At 58.4% G+C, this 19373-nt stretch carries 22 protein-coding genes; 13 read left to right on the top strand and 9 right to left on the bottom strand.

Annotated elements, in window-relative coordinates:
• Window positions 1–26 precede the first annotated feature (26 nt).
• The 6 genes from HS1genome_RS07430 to HS1genome_RS07405 all read left to right on the top strand — a co-directional run bounded on the left by HS1genome_RS07430 (window position 27) and on the right by HS1genome_RS07405 (window position 3975).
• Entirely contained in the window at window positions 27–515 is a 489-nt protein-coding gene (locus HS1genome_RS07430) for an NTP transferase domain-containing protein (RefSeq protein WP_232018804.1), read from the top strand.
• Window positions 516–725: 210 nt separating this feature from the next.
• Window positions 726–1637, top strand: coding sequence for a hypothetical protein (locus HS1genome_RS07425; RefSeq protein WP_126450237.1), 912 nt, complete (start codon window positions 726–728; stop codon window positions 1635–1637).
• 31 nt (window positions 1638–1668) lie between these two features.
• On the top strand, window positions 1669–2127 hold the full coding sequence (locus HS1genome_RS07420; protein WP_126450236.1) for a protein-tyrosine phosphatase family protein: 459 nt from the start codon (window positions 1669–1671) through the stop codon (window positions 2125–2127).
• Entirely contained in the window at window positions 2094–2729 is a 636-nt protein-coding gene (locus HS1genome_RS07415) for an endonuclease V (RefSeq protein ID WP_229768277.1), read from the top strand. The genes HS1genome_RS07420 and HS1genome_RS07415 overlap by 34 nt, the downstream gene beginning before the upstream one ends.
• Window positions 2730–2777: 48 nt before the next feature.
• Window positions 2778–3035, top strand: a complete 258-nt coding sequence (locus tag HS1genome_RS07410; protein WP_126450234.1) for a hypothetical protein — start codon at window positions 2778–2780, stop codon at window positions 3033–3035.
• 31 nt (window positions 3036–3066) lie between these two features.
• Complete coding sequence (locus HS1genome_RS07405; protein WP_126450233.1) at window positions 3067–3975, top strand: MBL fold metallo-hydrolase; 909 nt, start codon at window positions 3067–3069, stop codon at window positions 3973–3975.
• Here HS1genome_RS07405 and HS1genome_RS07400 read toward each other — a convergent pair.
• Together HS1genome_RS07400 and HS1genome_RS07395 are read right to left on the bottom strand one after the other, a co-directional pair.
• Window positions 3964–4701 carry a VIT1/CCC1 transporter family protein gene (locus HS1genome_RS07400; RefSeq protein ID WP_126450232.1) on the bottom strand — a complete coding sequence of 246 codons (738 nt, stop codon included), beginning with the start codon at window positions 4699–4701 and terminating at the stop codon, window positions 3964–3966. The two genes, HS1genome_RS07405 and HS1genome_RS07400, sit on opposite strands and share 12 nt — an antisense overlap.
• A gap of 39 nt (window positions 4702–4740) precedes the next feature.
• A complete protein-coding gene (locus HS1genome_RS07395) occupies window positions 4741–5154 on the bottom strand; it encodes a DUF3211 domain-containing protein (protein ID WP_126450231.1) in 414 nt (137 codons plus the stop codon).
• 168 nt (window positions 5155–5322) lie between these two features.
• Here HS1genome_RS07395 and HS1genome_RS07390 point away from each other — a divergent pair, with 168 nt between their 5' ends.
• A complete protein-coding gene (locus HS1genome_RS07390; protein ID WP_126450230.1) occupies window positions 5323–5616 on the top strand; it encodes a Sec-independent protein translocase subunit TatA/TatB in 294 nt (97 codons plus the stop codon).
• 17 nt (window positions 5617–5633) lie between these two features.
• Window positions 5634–6446, top strand: coding sequence for a twin-arginine translocase subunit TatC (gene tatC / locus HS1genome_RS07385; protein WP_126450229.1), 813 nt, complete (start codon window positions 5634–5636; stop codon window positions 6444–6446).
• Window positions 6447–6772: 326 nt separating this feature from the next.
• Here tatC and HS1genome_RS07380 read toward each other — a convergent pair whose 3' ends face one another.
• Window positions 6773–7771, bottom strand: a complete 999-nt coding sequence (locus HS1genome_RS07380) for an NAD(P)-dependent oxidoreductase (protein ID WP_126450228.1) — start codon at window positions 7769–7771, stop codon at window positions 6773–6775.
• Window positions 7772–7986: 215 nt separating this feature from the next.
• Between HS1genome_RS07380 and HS1genome_RS07375 the strand changes: the two genes are divergently transcribed.
• From HS1genome_RS07375 to HS1genome_RS07360, 4 genes are all read left to right on the top strand, one after another.
• Window positions 7987–8454 (top strand): hypothetical protein, encoded by a 468-nt coding sequence (locus HS1genome_RS07375; RefSeq protein ID WP_126450227.1) that lies wholly within the window; start codon window positions 7987–7989, stop codon window positions 8452–8454.
• A 308-nt stretch (window positions 8455–8762) separates the two neighbouring features.
• The gene (locus tag HS1genome_RS07370) at window positions 8763–9356 is read left to right on the top strand and encodes a hypothetical protein (RefSeq protein WP_126450226.1); all 594 of its coding nucleotides are present in this window, start codon (window positions 8763–8765) and stop codon (window positions 9354–9356) included.
• Window positions 9272–10561: a type II secretion system F family protein gene (locus HS1genome_RS07365; protein WP_126450225.1), complete on the top strand. Its 1290-nt coding sequence runs from the start codon at window positions 9272–9274 to the stop codon at window positions 10559–10561. Before HS1genome_RS07370 ends, HS1genome_RS07365 begins: the two co-directional genes overlap by 85 nt.
• A 181-nt stretch (window positions 10562–10742) precedes the next feature.
• Window positions 10743–12458 carry a type II/IV secretion system ATPase subunit gene (locus tag HS1genome_RS07360; protein WP_126450224.1) on the top strand — a complete coding sequence of 572 codons (1716 nt, stop codon included), beginning with the start codon at window positions 10743–10745 and terminating at the stop codon, window positions 12456–12458.
• Here HS1genome_RS07360 and HS1genome_RS07355 read toward each other — a convergent pair.
• Genes HS1genome_RS07355 through HS1genome_RS07335 form a run of 5 tightly spaced genes read right to left on the bottom strand, consistent with a single transcriptional unit; the run spans window position 12421 to window position 16736 of the window.
• A complete protein-coding gene (locus HS1genome_RS07355) occupies window positions 12421–13668 on the bottom strand; it encodes a glycosyltransferase family 2 protein (protein ID WP_126450223.1) in 1248 nt (415 codons plus the stop codon). The genes HS1genome_RS07360 and HS1genome_RS07355 overlap by 38 nt on opposite strands.
• Window positions 13665–14180, bottom strand: a complete 516-nt coding sequence (gene ppa / locus HS1genome_RS07350; protein ID WP_126450222.1) for an inorganic diphosphatase — start codon at window positions 14178–14180, stop codon at window positions 13665–13667. The genes HS1genome_RS07355 and ppa overlap by 4 nt, the downstream gene beginning before the upstream one ends.
• Entirely contained in the window at window positions 14177–14731 is a 555-nt protein-coding gene (locus tag HS1genome_RS07345; protein ID WP_126450221.1) for an HD domain-containing protein, read from the bottom strand. Before HS1genome_RS07345 ends, ppa begins: the two co-directional genes overlap by 4 nt.
• Window positions 14728–16050 (bottom strand): bifunctional hydroxymethylpyrimidine kinase/phosphomethylpyrimidine kinase, encoded by a 1323-nt coding sequence (gene thiD, locus HS1genome_RS07340; RefSeq protein ID WP_126450220.1) that lies wholly within the window; start codon window positions 16048–16050, stop codon window positions 14728–14730. The genes HS1genome_RS07345 and thiD overlap by 4 nt, the downstream gene beginning before the upstream one ends.
• Complete coding sequence (locus HS1genome_RS07335) at window positions 16047–16736, bottom strand: MoaD family protein (protein WP_126450219.1); 690 nt, start codon at window positions 16734–16736, stop codon at window positions 16047–16049. Before HS1genome_RS07335 ends, thiD begins: the two co-directional genes overlap by 4 nt.
• Between HS1genome_RS07335 and HS1genome_RS07330 the strand changes: the two genes are divergently transcribed.
• Window positions 16726–17121, top strand: coding sequence for a hypothetical protein (locus tag HS1genome_RS07330; RefSeq protein ID WP_126450218.1), 396 nt, complete (start codon window positions 16726–16728; stop codon window positions 17119–17121). The genes HS1genome_RS07335 and HS1genome_RS07330 overlap by 11 nt on opposite strands.
• Here the strand turns inward: HS1genome_RS07330 and HS1genome_RS07325 are convergent.
• The gene (locus tag HS1genome_RS07325; protein ID WP_126450217.1) at window positions 17118–19370 is read right to left on the bottom strand and encodes a 4Fe-4S dicluster domain-containing protein; all 2253 of its coding nucleotides are present in this window, start codon (window positions 19368–19370) and stop codon (window positions 17118–17120) included. The genes HS1genome_RS07330 and HS1genome_RS07325 overlap by 4 nt on opposite strands.
• Window positions 19371–19373 lie beyond the last annotated feature (3 nt).

Raw genomic sequence — 19373 nt, 5'->3', positions numbered from 1 at the left:
CCACCGTTAATAAAGGCGAGTTGAGGGTGGTGGTGATGGCCGGTGGACTGGGCACTAGACTCTCGCCAGATAAACCCCTCCTGGAGGTGTGCGGACGACCAATGGCCCTCAGGATGGCGGAGGTGGGCGGGAGACTAGGCCCCGTCACCTTCGCGGTAGTGAGGGGAAGGCCGGGTGAGGGACTCCCCGGGCCCAAGGTCTACACCTCGGGCAGAGGGTATGAGTGGGACGTGGTGGAGGCGGTGGAGGCGGTGGGCACGCCGGCCTTGGTGCTTCCCGCAGACGTCCCCCTGATCCGGGTAGACCATCTGTTTGCCCTGGTGGAAGGGTGTGAGGCTGACCTCTGCAACCTCCTGAGCTTGGGCCGGTTCGTGGGGATAAGCCTATGGAGGTCTTCAAGGCCCGCGACTCACCAGGACGTGGAGCTAGGAGAACGGATCCTGAACGTCAACGGCCCCGTCGAACTGGAGCTAGCCAGAGGAGAGTGCGCCAAGGTCGCCGAAGGGAGAAGTTAGGGAAGGTGTGGACTCTTCAGGCAGGGCCTGCACCAGAAGGGCCACGCCACCACCTAGCATAGATTCACGGGAGTCAGAGCTCCCTTTGTGGTGCATCCGACGATGACGAAAGTGTGGAGGGTTTCCTGCAAACGGCTTATTTCCCCCGCCTACAAGGTCCTCCAGTGATCGAGGTGGTCCCCCACGAAGCTTAGCGACAGGGGAACAGCCATGGGGTACGCCCTGTTCAGCAGGAGCTTCGTGTTCACCTCGCTGGGACTCATACCCAGGATGTTCGGGTCGGACGAGTGGATCTTCTTCTCCCTCGCCGTTGGGACTAACGCCTTAGGTAGCCTGGCTGGCTTCCTCCTCTATCCCGCCCTGGGGAGGAAGTTGTACCTCGCCTCGTCTCTGGGTGGACTGGCCTGCTTACCGTTCTTCCCCTACTCGATTCCGGCGGCCGTATTCTTCGTCTCCCTCCTCAACCCTCTCCTCACCCCCCTGGGCGTCGAAAGGGGCTTCACACGAGAACTCTACTTCTCCTTCTCCTCCGGGTTCCTCCTCTCCTCCCTATTCGTGTACCTGAAGCTACTGTACCCGGCCTTGATAGTGAGCTCTGTGCTCGTCCTAGCCCTGACGGGACCGGAGGTCAGAACTACGAAGCTCAGGGACGTCGTGCTGGCGCCTCCAGGGCCTAGGATGCTTTGGCTAATGGCGGTGAACTTCGCCGTCTACGGCGCTTTCGCAGTGGTGCTCAATCGATCCTCCTCGCTCTACGTTGCGCTGTTCTACGTGGCCGTCTCCGCCTCCAGGCTCCTGTCTAGGAGGTTCAGGATCGACATAGCCACGAACTTGGCGGTCCTAGGGGCCGCTGTCGGGACGTTCCTGCTGACGAACGCGGGCCCACTCACTCTCCTCATAGGCTTCCTGTACGGGCCTCTCCACCCACTCATAGCCGAGGAAGCAGGAAAGCTGGGAGACCCGCTAGTCACAGTGAACTACGCCTTCTCCACCGACGTTGCAGCAGGCTTCCTGGTGCCCTACCTCTTGCAGGGGGGAGTGGCGGCGGCAGGATGGCTCGTAGTTACTAGCCTGACGCTGACCTCCCTGATAGGCCTAGCCAGACGCCGTCGAGGGAAGTGAACTTGAAATTGTCGTGCACCAAGAGTCGGGAGTGTACTGGATCATCAAGGGCTTCCTAGGCGGCTCTGGGATGCCGTTCAGCGGAGACGAGATAGACCACTGGAGGGAAACCGGCGTGAGGCGCGTGCTCGTCCTCCCTCAGGAGTGGGAGTTAGAGGAGGGGTGGGGGGACTCCAAGTACTACTTCTCCCAACTCAGGGAGAGGGGACTGTCCTACATGTGGCTTCCGATCCCAGACGGGGCGCCTCCCACCAGGGAGCAGTTCGAAGAGGCCGTGAAGTGGATCGACTCTGGGAGGGGAAACCTAGTGCACTGCGTGGGTGGGAGGGGTAGGACCGGCACGGTGTTGGCCGGCTACTTGATAGTAAGGAGGGGATTGAACGCGAGACGGGCCGTGGAGGTGGTCAGGTCCAAGAGGGAAGGAGCGGTGGAGACGCTACAGCAGCTGCAGTTCCTTTGGTCTATAGAGGGAGAACCTTGGACCACCTGACGGTTGAGCTCCTTTACTCCATCCAAGAGCTGGTGGCGAGGAACGTGAAAGAGGAGGATCTGGACCTCTCCGCTGTAAGGTCGGTCTGTTGCGCAGACGTCTCGTACTGGAGGGGGGAGGCCTTCGGGGTCGCGGTGAGGGAGCAGGACGGACAACGCCAAGTCCTCAGGGCCGAGGCCAAGGTGGACTTCCCTTACGTCCCAGGGCTGCTCTTCGTGAGGGAGGCCCCGGTATTACTGCACCTCCTCAGGGGAATTCAGTGCGACCTCACTTTCGTGGACGGACACGGACTGGCCCACCCCAGGTTCGCGGGGCTTGCCACGGTGGTGGGGGTTTTGCTCCAGAGGCCCACCGTGGGGGTCGCCAAGTCCAGGCTCACTGGGGAGCTGAAGGAGGAAGGCGATATTACCTTCGTGGAGGTGAAGGGGAGGAGGGTCGGAGTGAAGCGAGGGAGGTACTACTACAGCGTAGGTAACATGGTGAGCCTGAACAACGTGGTGGAACTGTCGTCCAGGGGATACCCACCGTGTCTCAGGGAGGCAGACGCGGAGACCAAGAGGTTCAGGCGGGAGTACTCCCTCCGGATAAAAGGGGGAGGTTAGGGAGGCCTCGGTGGATCACCTTTAACTCCCCGCCTCCAACTGACCCTCGTGAAGCTCGACTTAGCTGAGTTGGTGGGACCCTACGAGCCCTCAGGCTCCACGGCCATGAGGGTGGGGAAGTTCCTGGCGGCGGCCCTGGACGACCCCTTCCACGCCACCACGGCAGTTGGACTTTCCCTCTACGCGGCCGGCAGGGTGGCCAGGACGAGGTCAACCTACGGGATAAGGAGGGCAATCCTGGACCTGGCCGAGGGCAAGAGGAGAGTCAGGGAACTGGCCGATGAGTTGTCCTCCCTCAGATCCTAAAGGATTTGTTCCACGACTCTACATTTACCTCGTGGAAGTAGTTCCCATAGCTTTCGAGAGCCTAGGAGTGAGGTCCCAGGCTACCCTGGTCGAGACCAGGGACGTCAGGATTCTAGTGGACCCGGCGGTCTCTCTCGCGCCCAGGAGGTACGGCCTGCCTCCCCACCAACTGGAGGTGGACAGGCTCAAGGAACTGGCGTCGAAGGTGTACCACGCCGCGACGGAAGCCGACGTCCTCGTAGTGACGCACTACCACTACGACCACCACGACCCAGGCTTCGTGATACCCACCTCTATTTACGCAGGTAAGGCGGTGCTAATCAAGGATCCAAGGCGGGACGTGAACAGGAGCCAGAGGGTCTTCAGGGCCCCGAAGTTCCTGAAGGCGATCGAGGGCCTCCCCAGGTCCCTGGAGTCCGCCGACGGCAGGGAGTTCAGGTTCGGGGGCACCACAGTCAAGTTCTCCAGGGCCGTCCCCCACGGGAGCGACGAGAGGATGGGATACGTGGTGCAGGTGTTGGTCAAGGACGGGGACGGGAGCGTCTTGATCACTTCGGACGTTGAGGGAGCTCCACGGGAGGCTCACCTGGAGTTCACTCGAGAGACCAAGCCGAACGACGTGATAGTGGACGGTCCCCTGAGCTACATGCTCGGACACGCGCTCTCCGAGGAGGACCTCCACAGGTCCATCAAGAACATGGAAGCGATGGTGCGGGAGGGACTGAGCAGGTTCGTGGTGGACCACCACGTCCTGAGGGACCCCATGGCGGAGGAGAGGCTAGCTCCCGTGAGGGACGTGGCGATGGACCTAGGAGTGAAGTTCCTGAACGCGGCGCAGTTCCTCGGAGTTGAGCCCGTAATACTAGAGGCCAAAAGGAGGGAGCTCTACTCCAGGGACAACAGGAGGGGAGACCTAAGCGGTTTGAGTTTACTGGAGTAGCTGGGGAGGTAAGTGGAGTACCCTGCCGAGGCCGTAGCCCACAATGAACGAAGCAAGGAGGGCACTACCACCAGTTGCAACCTGTTCCAGGGCCATCCTCCAACCTGGGAGCCCCGTGTACTTGGAGGCGGCGGCGCCGAACCCCGCCAGGGTCACCATTATCGCTGCCGCGGAGGACGAGACGGCGACCAAGTACCCGACCGGAACCACCAGCCAGAGGAGGAACGGGAGGAGGGGCAACACCCCTCCTAGGAAGAGGTAGCCGGCCATGAGTAGACCGAGCTTCGCCGGCTCCTCGAACTCTTCCGGCGTCACCTTGAGCTCGTTGAGCATCATCTCCCTGAGCACGACTTTCCTGTCCCGCATCAGTTTCGAGGCCATGTCCACCGCCTCCTCCCTGCTGAGCCCCTTGTCAACGTACATCTCTACGAGTTCCTCCCTCTCCTTCTCCGGGAAGTTCTCTATCTCGAACTCCTCCTTCCTCAGCTCGTTGTCGATGATCTGCTTCCTCACCCTAGTCGAGATGAACTCCCCCACACCCATCGAGAGGGTCTGAGCGGCTGTGGCGATGAGGCCGGCCGCGACTATGAGGAGTGGGTCCCTCGTGAGCCCCGCCGTCCCGAGTATTATGGAACCTACTCCTATCAGGCCGTCCTGGATACCGAACACTTTGGTCCTAAAGGAGTCCGACTCGTGCGTGTAGTGCTTGATCTCGTGGGCCTCCATAACTCTCCCGCCGAAGGGATCGTTAATAAGCTTGGCTCGTTAGACCTTTCTCCTGACCCTCTCCAGCCTAACTTCCTCCTCCAGGCCCTTCCCGAAGTTGGAGAACCACCTCCCCATGAAGAACGTGCCGGAGAGCCTGTTCATCCAGCCGTCGTAGTCGAAAGCGAGGACGAGGCTCCCTGGGGAGAACCGGGCAGTGAGCCTGCCGTCCCCCTTCCCCGAGCCGGCCAGTAGCACGAAGGGATACGTGACAGCGTCGACTGAAACGTAGACTTCCCCGCTCATGGAGAACGACGAGCCCAAGAACCTCCCCTTCGCCTGGAAGGACGTGCCTCGAGTCTCCACCTCCTTGACAGGGGGGAAGAGCCTGGGAAGAACGAACTTAGGGTCACCTAACACCTTAACCAGGGCCTCCGGCTCGTGGGAGGTACCATACTCCCTGACTACATGCAACTTTCTCCAGAAAAGTTAGTGGTGATTTCTATCTTATCTTTTTTGCACTAAAAACGAAGTCTTCCGACTGCTTCCTATAGACACGCTAGTGCGGCCCATCGAGCGGACTCTCGTTCCTCCTGTAAAGGTTTATTACCCACTTAGGTGAGATAAAGGTAGTGGTAGGACGTGTTAGGAAGCATCTCCGATTGGGCGATAGTAATAGTCGTGGCCGTCATACTGTTCGGGGGAGCAAGCAAGATCCCTGAGCTGTTCAGGAACCTCGGGAGGGCGATGGGTGAACTCAAGAGGGGTCAGATGGAGGTGCAGAAGGAGCTGGAGAGGGAGCTCCAGGCCAACCAGAACCAGCTCTCCCAGACCCAGAACCAGGCCAAGGCGGAGGAGCTCCAGAGGAAGATACAGGAGCTCCAGGCCGAGCTGGACAGGCTCAAGGGGAACTCGGTGGTGAAGGAGAAGGACTGAATTTTTAGGGGAGCTCCTTGGTTGCAGAGGAGGTCCCCTCCTCACCGAGGCTCCTCGATCACCTCCAGGAGCTCGCAAGGAGGGCTAGGAGAGTACTACTGGAAGTCCTGGCGGTCCTAGCGATTTACTTCGCCGTTGGGATAACGGAGGTCAAAGTGGCCGGGGTAAAGGTTCCGGTGCCTTACCCTACCATATTCCAGAGCCTGTCGTCGGACTTCGCCAGGTTCCTGCTCCAGACCGAACTACCCAAGGGAATGACAGTGATAACCGTTAGCCCCTTCGAGCCCATATACGCCGACCTCATGATATCGATCTTCCTCGCCGTGTTCACACTCATGCCCCTGATCCTCAGGGAGGTGTGGGGGTTCGTGTCTCCCGCCCTCTACAGGCACGAGAAGAGGTTGGTCAGGTATAGCGTCCTGCCCTCCATCGCGCTCTTCGCCGCTGGGGCGTCCTTCGCCTACTTCGTAATAATACCAGCCGTCCTCAAGTTCGTCATGGTGTACGACGTATATCTAGGCGTGAAACCGACCATAGGGCTCCAGGCCTTCGTGAACTTCCTGGTGGCTCTGATGCTCGGCACCGGGCTCGCCTTCGAGTTCCCACTTGTGATGTCGGGACTCACGTACGTGGGAGCGGTCAAGTCCTCCACGTGGAAAAGGAACTGGAGGTGGGGCGTGGTGGCGTCCTTCGTCATAGCACTGATTATATCTCCCGGAACCACTGGCGGATTAATAGAGACGGTGATCGGGGCGACGCTGACTGCACTCTACTTCGTAGGTGTAGTAGCGAGTTCGGCTATAGAGGGGAGGCGCTCCCCTCTACAGTGAGCCTTCTACAGTCAGTTGAAATCCGTACTGCTACAAGGGACAGACCGCTCCTAGCCCCACTCAACTTCGTGTTGAGTCCCTTTAAAGAGAAAACTAGAGCGATCTACGCTTACTTGGAGGAATCAAGGTGTATTAACGAACAACGAATTTAAAGAAATACCGATAATAGAAAACGCCTTCGCAGATACCATTCGAACGTTAAGAGAACTTGGACCGACTTAAGCGTGATTTCGTTAAATGGAATGGTAAGTAAAACACGAAATTGAGAGAGGACGTTAAAAGGTGGTCAGTCCTGCTGGGAGCTTCACCGTTGAAGGTCTTACCGCCTATCTCCTCTTGAGCGCCCTATAGAGTTCGTGCTCCTCCTTGGACATGGAGCTCTCTCTGGCTAGCCTCCACAACCTGCTGAATACAGGCGTTCCAGCTTGTTGTTCGAGGCTCCACTCCCTGGCGAACTCGCCGGACCAGATTTGAGCTGCCTCTCCCTCCACGAGCTCCCTCACCTGGTCGTAGTACTTGTAGAACCTCGTTAGAGTTCCGTACTGGCTCGTAGTGCTGTGGTGCTTCATCTGCTCGAATATTCCCTCCTGTGCCATGAGCTGGGCGATCTCGGCCAATTCGCCTGAGGCGTAGAACTCCAAAAGTGCAGCCGCAGGAGATACGCCGTACTCCTCGACTGCCACGTCGAAACAGGCCTTTATTGCGGCAAAGAGGACGGGGACCCAGGTGTGCTCCGACATGAGGTCGAGAAGGGCCTCTTCCTGGAAGGAGGACTTAACCGCGACTCCGCCAGGGAGCCCTATGGCCCCCACACCCTTGGCAAGGGCTAACGCCCTCTCCCAAGCCGCCCCAGAGGCATCTTGCTCTACTCCGACAAGCACAGGGTAACCCATCCCCTTCGAGTGCAACTCCGTCACCCCCCAACCTATCATTCTGGGTGCCACCATGACTACGTCAGCGTTGGAGGGGGGCCTGACGAAACCGAACGCGACGTTGTAGCCGCTCGCGAAGTCCAAAAGGAAGTCGTCCTTTCCCTTGATGGAAGGTTCCACCTTCTCTTTGAAGACCTGAGGCATCACTTCGTCTGGGACGAGTAGGAGGGCCCCCTGGGCTCTCTCAACCGCCTCCGGTATGTCGTAAACCTTGAACCCATCCCTCTCCGCCTTCTCCCAGTAGGAGTCCCTGACGTTTCCCACTATCACGTCTAGCCCTGAGGCCCGGAGTATCTTAGCCTGAGCGCTTCCCTGATTGCCGTATCCAACGACGGCTAGCGTGGTTCCCCTCAGAGGGGAGAGGTCCGCGTCGAAGACTATAGAGTCCTTCACAGATCGTGAACTGCATTCCAGGGATAAAAAGGGGAACTCACACCTGTGAGGACAGTCTTGTCAACGAAGTCGTCTAGGGTGATGGGTGTACGACGCTGCTTAGTACGATGACCCGCGCTCCCTTAGGAGGTGTAACTCTGTGGCCTGGGAAAAGGTAGTCAGACTCCAATATACTGTAGAAAACCTTATATAGATGTTCTATTGAACTCTTCTAGATGAAATCTAGAAGAAGTGTGAAAGCGATATCGGGTGCAGTAACTGCTCTGATATTGGTGATAGCATCAGTCGTAATAGCGGTAGCCGTGGTGGGCCTAGCGTTCGGACTTTTCTCGGGATTCGCCTCCTCAGGGACCGGGCTAACACAGGTGGGAACGGGGACAATATACAACTATACTTATAGTAGTTCTAGTAGTAGTTCTAGTAGTAGTTCTAGTAGTTCTGGTCCTACTAATTACGCAATGATAGTTATAACAATAAAGAACGGTGGGAGCTCTCCTGTGGCTTTTCCCTCGACGATTAGCTTCAACGGAGAAACTTACGATCTGGACACTGCGAGTTCCTCAAGTGCGAGTTCCTCAAGTAGTAGTTCTCCTCCTCCTTCTCCCGGAAGCTATGCGGTCTACATTGGTAAACCATTCACTATTACCGCCAGCGGGGGGTTCAATATTCTCCCTCCCCAGTAGTAACAACAGTATCTCCAGACAGTGTTCAGACATATTACTTGGTTTTCCCTGTGGGAACCAATTTCAATCCCTCAGTGTTCTCCAGTCCAAGTACACTAACTATTAACTTCCCTAATGGAGTAACTCTACCTGCCACAATCGTCTACAACCCGAATCAATAAGTCTTTTAGTTTTTATTTAATTCTTATTTTTATCTGTTCTCAGGTTCTTTATAGATGCAGTATATATATAGGCGCTACTTAGGTTAATACATTCATCTACACCAAAACTTGATCGTGTTTTTATAGAACCTGCACACTATATTCTCGTTGACCCCGAGAAACAGAGACCTCTTCATGATCTTCTACGACACTTCGCTCGCCAAGTCACTAGCTAAGTCCCTGGAGCCCAAGCTCAGGAAAGCCGGCATCCCCGACGATCCTCAGCTCTACGCCTCGAAGCTCCTCTTCTACACAACGGTCTCTATAGTGCCGACTGTCCTAATGGTAACCCTGTCGGTCGTGGTCATAGACAAGTTGTACCTCCCTACTCGAGTCCCCAAGTACCTCTTAGGATCCCTCATCCTCGTGGCGCTCGGGATCCTCATTCCTCCCATAACTTACTTCGTGCAGCAGGTGTTCCTCTCGCAGAGGATATACGAGAGGGAGGTGGGGATCACCAGCGAGACCCCGGTCTTCTCCTCGCTCTTCGTGATATTCCTGAGATCCGGCCTCTCCCCAGGATACTCTTCGAGAACGTGTCCAGGGTACAGGCCTTCGAGCACGTCAGGGGACTCTCCTCCTACGTCTCCAAGAGGGTACGGTACTTGGGAGAAGGGGTGGAGGAGGCAGTCCTCAAGACCCTCGACGTTTCGCCGTCTAAGCTATTCAACGATTTCATGTCGACCTACGTACTCGCCATAAGGACGGGGGCACCAGTCCTGCAGACGATGGAGGCCAAGATGAGGGACGTGGCGGACCAGGTGAGGGTAATGGCGGCGGGGGCGGCGGATCGACTCCAGGGAGTGGCGGAAGGGTACATAATATGGCTGGCCTCCGGTTACATCTCTATTTTCCTGGTGGTCATCTTGGGGGCCCTGTTCCCCTCGGGCGGATCTACTGCGACTGTGAAGTTGATGGAAGTTGTGGCGGTGATCTTGATACCCTTAGTCAACCTGATGTTCGTCCTGATGGCAGATCAGACGCAGTTCAAGTTCCCCGAGAAGGGTGCCAAGGCCTACAGGGTCTTCGCCTACAGCTTCCCGGCGGGACTGATAGTGTCCTTCGGTATCCTAGTGGCTACTCACGAACTGGTCAACTTCGTCACCCTCTCCGGCGTGACCCAAGACTTGGAGCCGGTCATGACGGCCCTGCTGGTGGGACTGCTGGTAGCCTCGATCCCTCCGGCCTACGTGAACTACTTGGAGGAGAAGAGGGCCACCGGCTACGAACAGTACGCCGCTAGGCTCCTGCGTTCAGTGGCGGAGGGAATAAGGGCGGGGCTCTCCCCGGAGGGCGTAGTGCAGAAGGTGAAAGACGCGCCGGAAATGGGGAAACTTCGTCCGGTCCTCAACAACGTGACCGCGCTCTTGAAGCTGGGAGTGCCGCTCAAGGACGCATTCCGGAGGGCCTCGGAAGGGATGATGGAGTTCTACGCTAGGGTCTCCGTGATATCTCTGGCCGACATGATAGAGGTGGGGAGCATGACTCCGGAGACCGTTAATGCCCTCGCGGAACAGCTGGAGACCCAGCTCGCCATAAGGAGGGACTACAAGAACAAGGTCAGGGTACTCCTCTTCACTCCGTACGTGGGGGTGATACTCGCACTAGTGGCGTCTGTCCTACTGTCTTTCTCCATACTGGGACTGCTTGGCTCCCATTCCCTAATATCTTCCTACGGTCCCCTCGCGGCGGCGTCCCAGATTCTACCTAACGTCGTCTTCGCGTCCGGAATATCCTCCATGTTCAACGCCTTCTTCGCCGGGTTCCTGGTGGGAAAGATAGCCACGGGCAGGGTGTCGGCTGGCTTCGTGCACTCCGCCGTCCTAGTGGTGGTGACCGCCGTCATACTGGTGGCGCTCTCCCACGTGAACATAAGCTTCGTGAGCACCCAGGCTCCCTCCCTCTGACTTCCAGTTTATCTTAGGATACGGCGTGCCCAGATCCCTGACTCACTTCAGGGAACTGGACGCCTCATCCTGTCCTTGAGGGATCCCAACGACCTTGGAGTTTCGCGACCTTCGACCGTACACAGCCTTCCGAAATCCACCGGAAAAAGGTTTAATTAGGCGAAAATCGTGTGCATCTACAGTGAAGTTTTCTATACCTTTGAGGTTGCCAGTTCGCGCGGTGAAGAGGAGGCCTCCTACCTCTCCTCTCTCGAGGTTGCCCGTCACCCTACTTCCTGTATCCTACGATCAGCAGGAGTTCGGGGACATAGTTAGCGACTACGAAGTGGACATAACCTCCACCGTCCCCCAGCGTGTCAGGGAGCAGTTCGAGGCACGGAACGTCGAACTAGCGATACCTGTTCCACACGTCTTCATAGGGTACGACAACACAGTGGGCAACTACAGGTACGTGGTGGTGGAGCCTCAACCCTCTCAAGAAGTGGTTAACCTCTACGCCACCCTCATCTCTGAAATAGAGAGACTCCTCCTCTCCAACCAGGATCCGGACCTGGCTTTCATCCTCCTCTCCCTGCACGAGAGGAAGAGGGACGTGAAGGTGTTCGAGGCCGAGGCACCGAAGTACCAGCTCACCACCGACGCTAAGGTGGCCATGTATTACGTAGTGAGGAACGTTTTCGGCTACGGCGTATTGACGCCCGCCCTATCCGACTACAGGGTGGAGGACATTTCCTGCAACGGCCTGGGACTTCCGGTCTACGTTTACCACAGGGACTACGAGTACATCCCAACCAACCTGTCCTTCAAGGACGGGGAACTCTTCGGCGCTAAGTACAGCGGACAGGAGTTCCTGGACCAGACGCTGCTCAGGCTGACTTCCGTGGCGGGGAAGACCGTGTCTGTAGCGGAGCCGATAGTGGACGCGATGCTCCCCAACGGGGACAGGTTGGCCGCCACCTTCGGGAGGGAGGTGTCAAAGACGGGATCGTCCTTCGTCTTCAGGAAGTTCAGTGAGAGCCCCATCACGGTGCTGGACCTCATAAGGTCTAGTGTGATTTCCCCCGAGCTGGCGGCCTACCTCTGGTACGCAGTGGACCTGAGGATGTCCTTCATGACGATAGGAGTAACAGGGGCGGGTAAGACCACAATGCTGAACGCCTTCCTGAACGTCGTGAAGGACTCCAACAAGATAGTCACGATAGAGGACATACCGGAGATGAGGTTAGTCCAGACTAACTGGGTCCAACTCTACTCCAGGCAGGCCTTCGGAGGGACGGGGAAGGAGATAAGCCTCATGGACCTCCTGAAGCTCTCCCTCAGGTACAGGCCAGACATGATAGTGGTGGGGGAGATAAGGGGGCAGGAGGCCTACGTGCTCTTCCAGGCACTTTCGACGGGACACGGAGGAGCCACCACCCTCCACGCCAGGGACGCCGAGTCGGCTGTGAACAGGTTGCTCAACGAACCCATGAACATACCCCAGGAGTGGATACCTGAGATGAACATAGTGATAAACGTGAGGAGGCTGCCCCTGTCCCAAGAGGGGAGGATGGTGTTGAGGAGGAGGGTGGTGAGCATAGACGAGGTGCTCTCCTACAGGGAGTTCTCCAAGGTGAGCGTGTGGGAACCCAGCAACGACACCCACAGCTTCGACCTGAAGGCCGCGAAGGTCCTCCTGTCCAGGGCGGAGGCGCTGGGCAGGGAGTTCGACGAGGTGACGAGGGAAATAGAGAGGAGGGCCCAGTACCTCAAGCTCCTCACCACAGTCAGGGAGGTAGTGCAAAGCAGGAACTCTAGCAGGGAACTCAAGAAGTACGTGATCGAGTACAGCCTCAACCCAGAGGCCGCCTTGAGGAAGGTCACATCCATGGCGGCCTTGAGCTCCACGCCAAGGTGACCCCCAGGCCTAGCAGGACTAGGGACTGGAGGGGATACCCCAGTAGGACGTAGAGCGGACTCAGGAGTCCTAGAGCCTCTCCGAACAGAAAGAGGGAGAGCGGGTAGGAAGCCGAAGTGCCGGCCTTCTTAGTTACCTTCCACTTCATGGGAACCCTCAGGAGTCCCCTCACGTATCCCGAGAGGGCTGAGAAGGTGGTGAGGACGCCCAGGGTTGGGTCCCCCCTCACGAACCTCCCGTAAAGCGAGAGGGTGACTCCGTAGATCGAGGCGGTGACCAGAACGGAGAGCTGACCGAGACCAAATGCCGGGGAGAGGAGGCTGTAGATTAGGAGAGCTGCAGGGTAGAGGGGATAGAGCAGCCACTGGTTCACGTAGGCCCACCCTTCAATTCCCCTCACCCCCATCCCAAGGAGCTTTAGGCTTAAGGGGGCCAGCTCCCCAGAACCGTAGCCCCACCTGGAGATCTGCCTGTGGAGCTCCCCTGTGGATAGGGGGGCCATGGTTGATACGGCGAGGTCCAGGTACCTCACCCTCACCCCCTTGAGGGCGAGCCTCACCCCCAAGTCGAGGTCTTCCGCCATCGTCGGCCTCCACCAGCCTAGAGAGTCCAACACCTCCCTCCTCACGACTAGGGCCGAGCCGTTGGGGAAGAGGAACAGCCCCAGCGAGTCCCTCCCTGCGAAGAGTGACCTGAAGGAGAAGTCGGTGGTGGAGGAATACGCCCTACCCACGGGCCCCTGTGCGTTCCTGACCGTGAGGCGGAGGGCAAGGACGTCGTAACCCGCGAACCTACTTAACGTGAGGAGGAAGTCCCTTCCCACCCTGGCCTCTGCGTCGAGGAACACTAAGTGTGTGCCTGTGACGAAGGAGCTGGCGTAGTTGAGGGCCCCTGCCTTCCCACCACTCGGGGAGTCGCGGAAGAGCACCCTGAGGCCGCGCAGGGCCCGAGTGACTTCGTCCCTCCTCTCTGGAGCGTCGTCTGACACCACCAACACCTCGTAATCTCCGTAGTCCAAGTTGAGCAGGCATTCCCTGAGCTCGTTGAGGGTCTCCACTTCCTCGTCCTTCACTGCTACGACTACGCTGTACTTGGCTCGCCCTGGCCTCTCCTCTAGGGGTAAGGCCCTGTGGGACGCGTAGTAAATTTGAGAGAGCAACCAGGAGCAGCTAGCGGCGCAACACAAGGCGAGCAATAGCTCGGCTATCACGACCTCGCTCTCTCCAGGGCCGCTTTAATCTTCTCCTTGGCCTCCCTGGAGGTCCCGAAGCCGGACACCCTGGTCCACTTCCCCGGCTCCAGTTCCTTGTAGTGCTCGAAGAAGTGAACTATCTTTGACCTCACCACTTCCGGCAGGTCGTTCACTTCCTGGACGTTCGAGTAGGCCGGGTCCACCTTGGGGGTAGGGAGACCTATGATCTTCTCGTCGTTGCCCTCCTCGTCTGTCATCCTGAGCACTCCCACAGGCCTGACCTCGATGAACGAGCCCGGGGCGACCGAGTAGGACGATATGACGAGCACGTCGAGGGGGTCGCCGTCCTCCGCCTTGGTGCCGGGGACGAAGCCGTAGTTGAAGGGGTACACCATCGACGTGTAGAGGAACCTGTCCACCTTCACCATTCCACTCTCTTCGTCCATCTCGTACTTGACGTTGGATCCCATGGGGATCTCAACCACTACGTTGACCAAGTCTGGGGCCTTCTTTCCTGGACCTAGGTTCATGTCTGAGGATCCGGGTCTCCCGATTTTAAGTTTGTCAGGGATTGGACCTCTTTCTTCAGTGGAGCTAGCTCTGGGTCGGAGAGGAGCTCCTGGAGCTCACTCGACGTGGCTTCAACTATCTCCGACACGTCGTACCCCCTCTGAGCGTACCTCAGGGCCTGTAGGTGGGTCGAGAGCACGTCCGAGAGCTTCGCCAATCTGGACTCTAAAGAGCGCCTCGAGGAGTACTCAGCGAAGAGCTCCTCTCCCACCTTTAGCTCCCTGAAGGCCTCCCTCTCCACAGAGGGTTTGTCTACCCTTTTGCCCGTCCACTTCACCAGGTCGCCCATCACGGACTCTCCCATGTCGTGGAAGAGGGCAACAGCCGTGGCCCTCTCCGCGTCCACCCTCACTCCAGACATGGCCAACTTCTCCGCCAGGAAATAGGCCAACACCGCCGCCTCGAAACTGTGCTCCGCCACCGTCTCCGCCTCGGCCCCCGGCACCCCACGAAGCATCCACCCTGTCCTGCATAGGGACTTCGAGGCTCTGAGAGCTCGCTCCAGTCTCAACTCACCAGCCTCCTAAGGACATCCTTCATCTCCTCCAACCCCCTCGTCCAGAACCTTATCATGGCCTCCTTCCCCTTGGTTCCCCTGTCGAAGATCACCTGAGGTACTTCGCCCCTCTCCTCCGCCGCCCTCCTCACGAGCCACTGCATCGTGTTCCCTTCCTCCCATTGCGGTTCCTCCTCCCTGTTCAACTCCAGTGGTTCGTACCCCATATCCCTGAACTTCGCGAGGAAGGATTCGTCGAACCTCAGGTTGATGAGGGAGTCGGCGTTGGCCCCTGCCCTGATAGCGGCGAGGAGGAGCCTGGCGGTGTGAGTGGGCCTGCCGAAGAGGGCCGGCAAGTTCACCCTGACCTTTTCCCCGTACCTCGTGATCCTCCCCAAGTAGGTGGCGACGTCCTCGAGCCCGCCCACCAGTTGGGGAGGAACAGAGTGGGCCAAGTTGGACGACACCTCTGGGATCAGGGAGACGAAGTTCGGAGTGGACTCAGCGAAGGAGGCGAAGTCGCGCATCTCCTCCAAAACCCTGTACCTCTCCGCCCTCCTCGCCAGGTGGACCCCTGGATTAACCGGACCTATTCCCCCTCCGACGTCCAACCCGAAGTAGATGGCCTCGGCCGTCAAGTCTCCCGCCAACTTAACCGCCTCCTCCACCGGGAGTCCCTTGACGAGCATGGACGCGGCAGCAGAAGCCAGCATCGAGCCCGTACCGTGGGTGTTCTTAGACTGAAGTCTGGGTCTGGAGAACTCCACGAACCTCTCCCCGTCGTAGAGGACGTCCACGTTCTGCTTGAGGTGTCCTCCCTTCACGAGGACGTACTTCACATTGTACTTTTCCCTCACGACGCGGGCAGCCTCCTTGGCCTCGTTGACGTCCTCAACCCTCAGGCCAGTCAGGGCCTGGGCCTCGTAGGCATTGGGAGTGAGGAGAGTGGCCCTAGGGACAATTAACCTCACGTACTCCTCGACTTCCGGAATGAGCTGAGTGCCGTCCTTGGCTCTGAGAACGGGGTCTACCACTACGTTGTCGAGTCCCTCTAGGACGGAGGAGAGTAGCGAGTACTGCTCCCTGCCCCACACCATACCAACCTTGGCCCCGGACGGCTTGAAGTCCTCCAGGATGGCGTCCAACTGCACCTTCAGGAACTCTGGGGGAGTGGGGAGAACGGACTTCACACCCTTGGTGTTCTGGGCCGTGAGGGCGGTGACTGCTAACACCCCGTGGACGTCGAGGGAGTCCATGACCCTCAGGTCGGTCTCCCCTCCCGCTCCGTTCCCGGAGTCTAGACCAGCGATCACTAGAGCCACCGGTCTCCTCACTGCTTCCTCACCCTCGTGTTTCCCGCCACCACCCAGTACTGCCCGTCGTCCCTAGTCTCGAGCTTCCATATTCCGGTGGTGTGCTTGACTAGCTCCACGGCCTCCGCCACCGCCTTCAATGCGTCCCCCCTCCCCCTGCCCATGGCCATTATGAGCATCACGTCCTCTCCCGGCGACCTCTTGCCCACCACGTGGTGTATCTCCAACTTCACCAGGTCCGGGTACTTGGACTTGAGCTCATCCTCTATCTCCCTGAACCTGGCGAGGGTGTAGGACTCGTATACCTGATACTCCAGGGAGTCCACTCTGTGCCCCTCGACCCTCCCCTTGACGAAGCCCAGGTAGGTCACGATGGAACCCGCGTCAGGTGGTGCATCCCTTCTGAACTTCGCCAGAAGCTCAAGGAAGTCCAGGCCCTCCTTCCTCAGGTCTCCTCCAGAAGGAGGGGGGATGAAGGCCACCTCGTCTCCCTCCTTGAGCTCCCGTACTCCAGGCCTGGAGTTCACTAGGGGCACCACCTTCACCCCAGCGTAACCCTCCCTGAGAGCGTTCCCCAGGGCCTTCCCGTGTCTCCTCTCCAACTCACTTACAAGACAATCCAAGTTATGACAGTCCACTTCCACCGTCTCCTCCTCGACCCCGGCCAAGTCCCTCAGGAATGCGAAGTAAAGCACTTTGACTTTCATCGCACTCTCCTACACATATGTGGAAGGCCTCCGTAATATGGGTGATCTGCTCAGTTCCCTTTCCCCAAGCAGGAGGGAGGACGACGTTATCGTCCTCCTTAGGGAGGTGAACTCAAAGCTGGACGTCCTCCTGGAGTCGCGCGGACTCTGCGAGAGGGTGATGCAGAGGGGATACGCTATCTCGGGTCCAGCGGCCGTGGTCCTAGAGGGACTCGTGTCTTTGAAAGTGGACGAGTCCTACAACCTTTACACCTTCAGGGACTCGCTGGAACTACTCAAACTATCTCCGAGCCCTCCCAGGCGCCTGCTCCCTTTGCTGACGGCGCTGGAGAGGTACGGGCTAGCGAAGAAGGAAGGCGAGAGGTACGTGTTCCAGTTCGACTAGGAGATCGCCGCCTTCCTCAGGGCGTCGATCACAATCTGCTCCCCTAAGGCGTCCCCTAGCACCTTCCTGAGTAAGTCCAGGAAGACCTGGGACTCCACGGTGTTCTTGTACTTGTAGTCTAGGGCCCTAGATGAGGATATTCTGCTCCTGAGCCCCTCGGGGAAATCTCCCTTTGCCACTTCGATCCTCAGCTGGTCCAAGATCCTTTCCACAGCGATCTCCACCTCCCGGGGAGACTCCCTCAACATGTCGACTACAGGGGACTCCCGGGCCTTGGAGGCCAGGGCCTTGGATAGGTTCTTCCTGAATATCTGTACCGCGATCACCTTGAAGAAGGCGGGCCCTCCCATTTCGAGCTGCCCCACCTTGCCGGCCAACTCGTCCCCCGACTCCTGGACGGCCACCTCGACGGAGGACATCAGAAGTCTCCTCAGATCGTCGTCCAAAGAGGGCGAGACCTTGGCCTTGGAGGAAGACGAGACGAAGAGGTCGTAGACCGACTTGGTCCCGAACTTCCAGGTCGAGAAGGGACAGAGGGTAGGCCTGTCCTCCTTTCCTGGATTCACGTTGGCCCCCCTGTACTGGGCGAGGAAGGAGCCGGCGCACCTGTACTCTCCCTGTCCTAGTCCCAGCTTCCTAGCCCAACAGCCCGCGTGGTAGTCCTCTGGGAGGAATCCCCTCATGGCTTCCACGGCCAGGTGGCCGTTCTTTCCTCCTAGAGAACTGTAAACGTAGAGCCCCTCTGGGCACAGGAAGTAGACTCCGTCGGCCCCGAGCTCCTCCAACCTCTTCACTATGGTGACCACGGCTTCCCTCGCTCCCTTCAGGTCCCCTTGGACGAAGCTGTCGAAGCCGCAGCAAGACCCATCGACAACCTTCACTCTGGGAGACAAGGAGTTGGGGAGGACCTCACCCTCCCTGTCTAGGAAGGTGAGGAAACCCTCCACTCCGTCAGGGTCGTACTGAGGGGCACATCCTGCGAAGAGGACGAAAAGTGGTCTGTTCTTGAACTTCTCTTCCAGGGAGACCTCTAGCTCCGAGGTGCCAGGGGAGGCCTTCTCTATCTTCACCTTCCTAGTCACGTCGGGTGCGAGCCTAGGGAGGGCCTCTGTGACCGCAGATATCCTTATCTTCTGGGGACAGGCCTCTTGACACCTCCAACAGCCGAAGCACGCCTCGAACTTAGTCTCCCCCACGCTCGCCCTGTTCAGCTTTCCCAGCGGGGAGTCCTCTATGTCCCCCGTAGTGGAGTAAGCCAGACAGTGATCCAAGCATAGGGAGCAGTTTACACACCTGCTGGCCTCAAGGAACTCCCCTTGCAGTTCCCTGAACTCCTTGGGGACTCGCCTGTTGAACTTGAACCTCGACATGACCACCTTGTGATGCTCCTCGTAGTCGCCCAGGGAGGGGAAAGGGAAGACCCCTTGGTTCGCTTTGAGGAAGTCGAAGAGCCTCTCCAATTCGTCGTGTTTCATCCTCCCCAGGGTCACCTCCTGTCTAGAGGGGGAGTTGTACCTTATGGAGTAGGCTACGTAAGTCTCCAGGAACTGAAGCGAGCTCACCTTGTCCCTGAGTTCGACGTTGTACCTCAAGGCAACGGGGATGTAACCTGCCTCAAGGGTCTTTGACACCCGTGACCCCACCTCGGAGTACAGGGACTCGAGTTCGACCCATCTGCCAGTCTCACCTAGGACCTCAGCGTACCTCTCGGGTAAGTAGTACCTCCATTCCCCTTCTAAGGAGATGGCACTCCACGCGAACTCGACCTCGCTGTCCACCTCCAACAGTCTAAGGTAAGGTACTGCTCCTATCACCGCCGTATCCCTGTCCAAGAGCGTGCCCAAGCGTCTAGAGTAGTTCACGAAGCCGTACTTGTAGCTGCCGAGGCCGGAGCCGTTAGTAGAAACGAAACCCCCAACCGTGCCCTTGCCGAACAAGGGAATCAGGGCGGGGGCGAGCCCTAGTGACTTCGCGGCCTCCAGCACCTCGTCGTACGTTGCTCCGGCCGCTACCTTCAGGTGCTCCACTGACCCCTCCAACGAACTCTCCTTGGTCACCTCGACCACCTTTCCTCCAGGAAGGCTCCTAGCAGCGCCCACCGCCTTCGCCCTCAGGTGCTTCAGGGCGTCCCCCCTCATGGAGGTTCCCCTCCCGAACACCACCTCCTTCGTGTTATCTTGGAACTTGTCTAGTACTCGCTGATCTACCCAAGGCAAGGCTCTGCTGAACACTGAGGCGTCCAGTATCATCTG

The organism is Sulfodiicoccus acidiphilus (genome assembly GCF_003967175.1).
Taxonomy (GTDB): Archaea; Thermoproteota; Thermoprotei_A; order Sulfolobales; family Sulfolobaceae; genus Sulfodiicoccus; species Sulfodiicoccus acidiphilus.
This window is presented reverse-complemented; position numbering and strand designations above follow the sequence as displayed.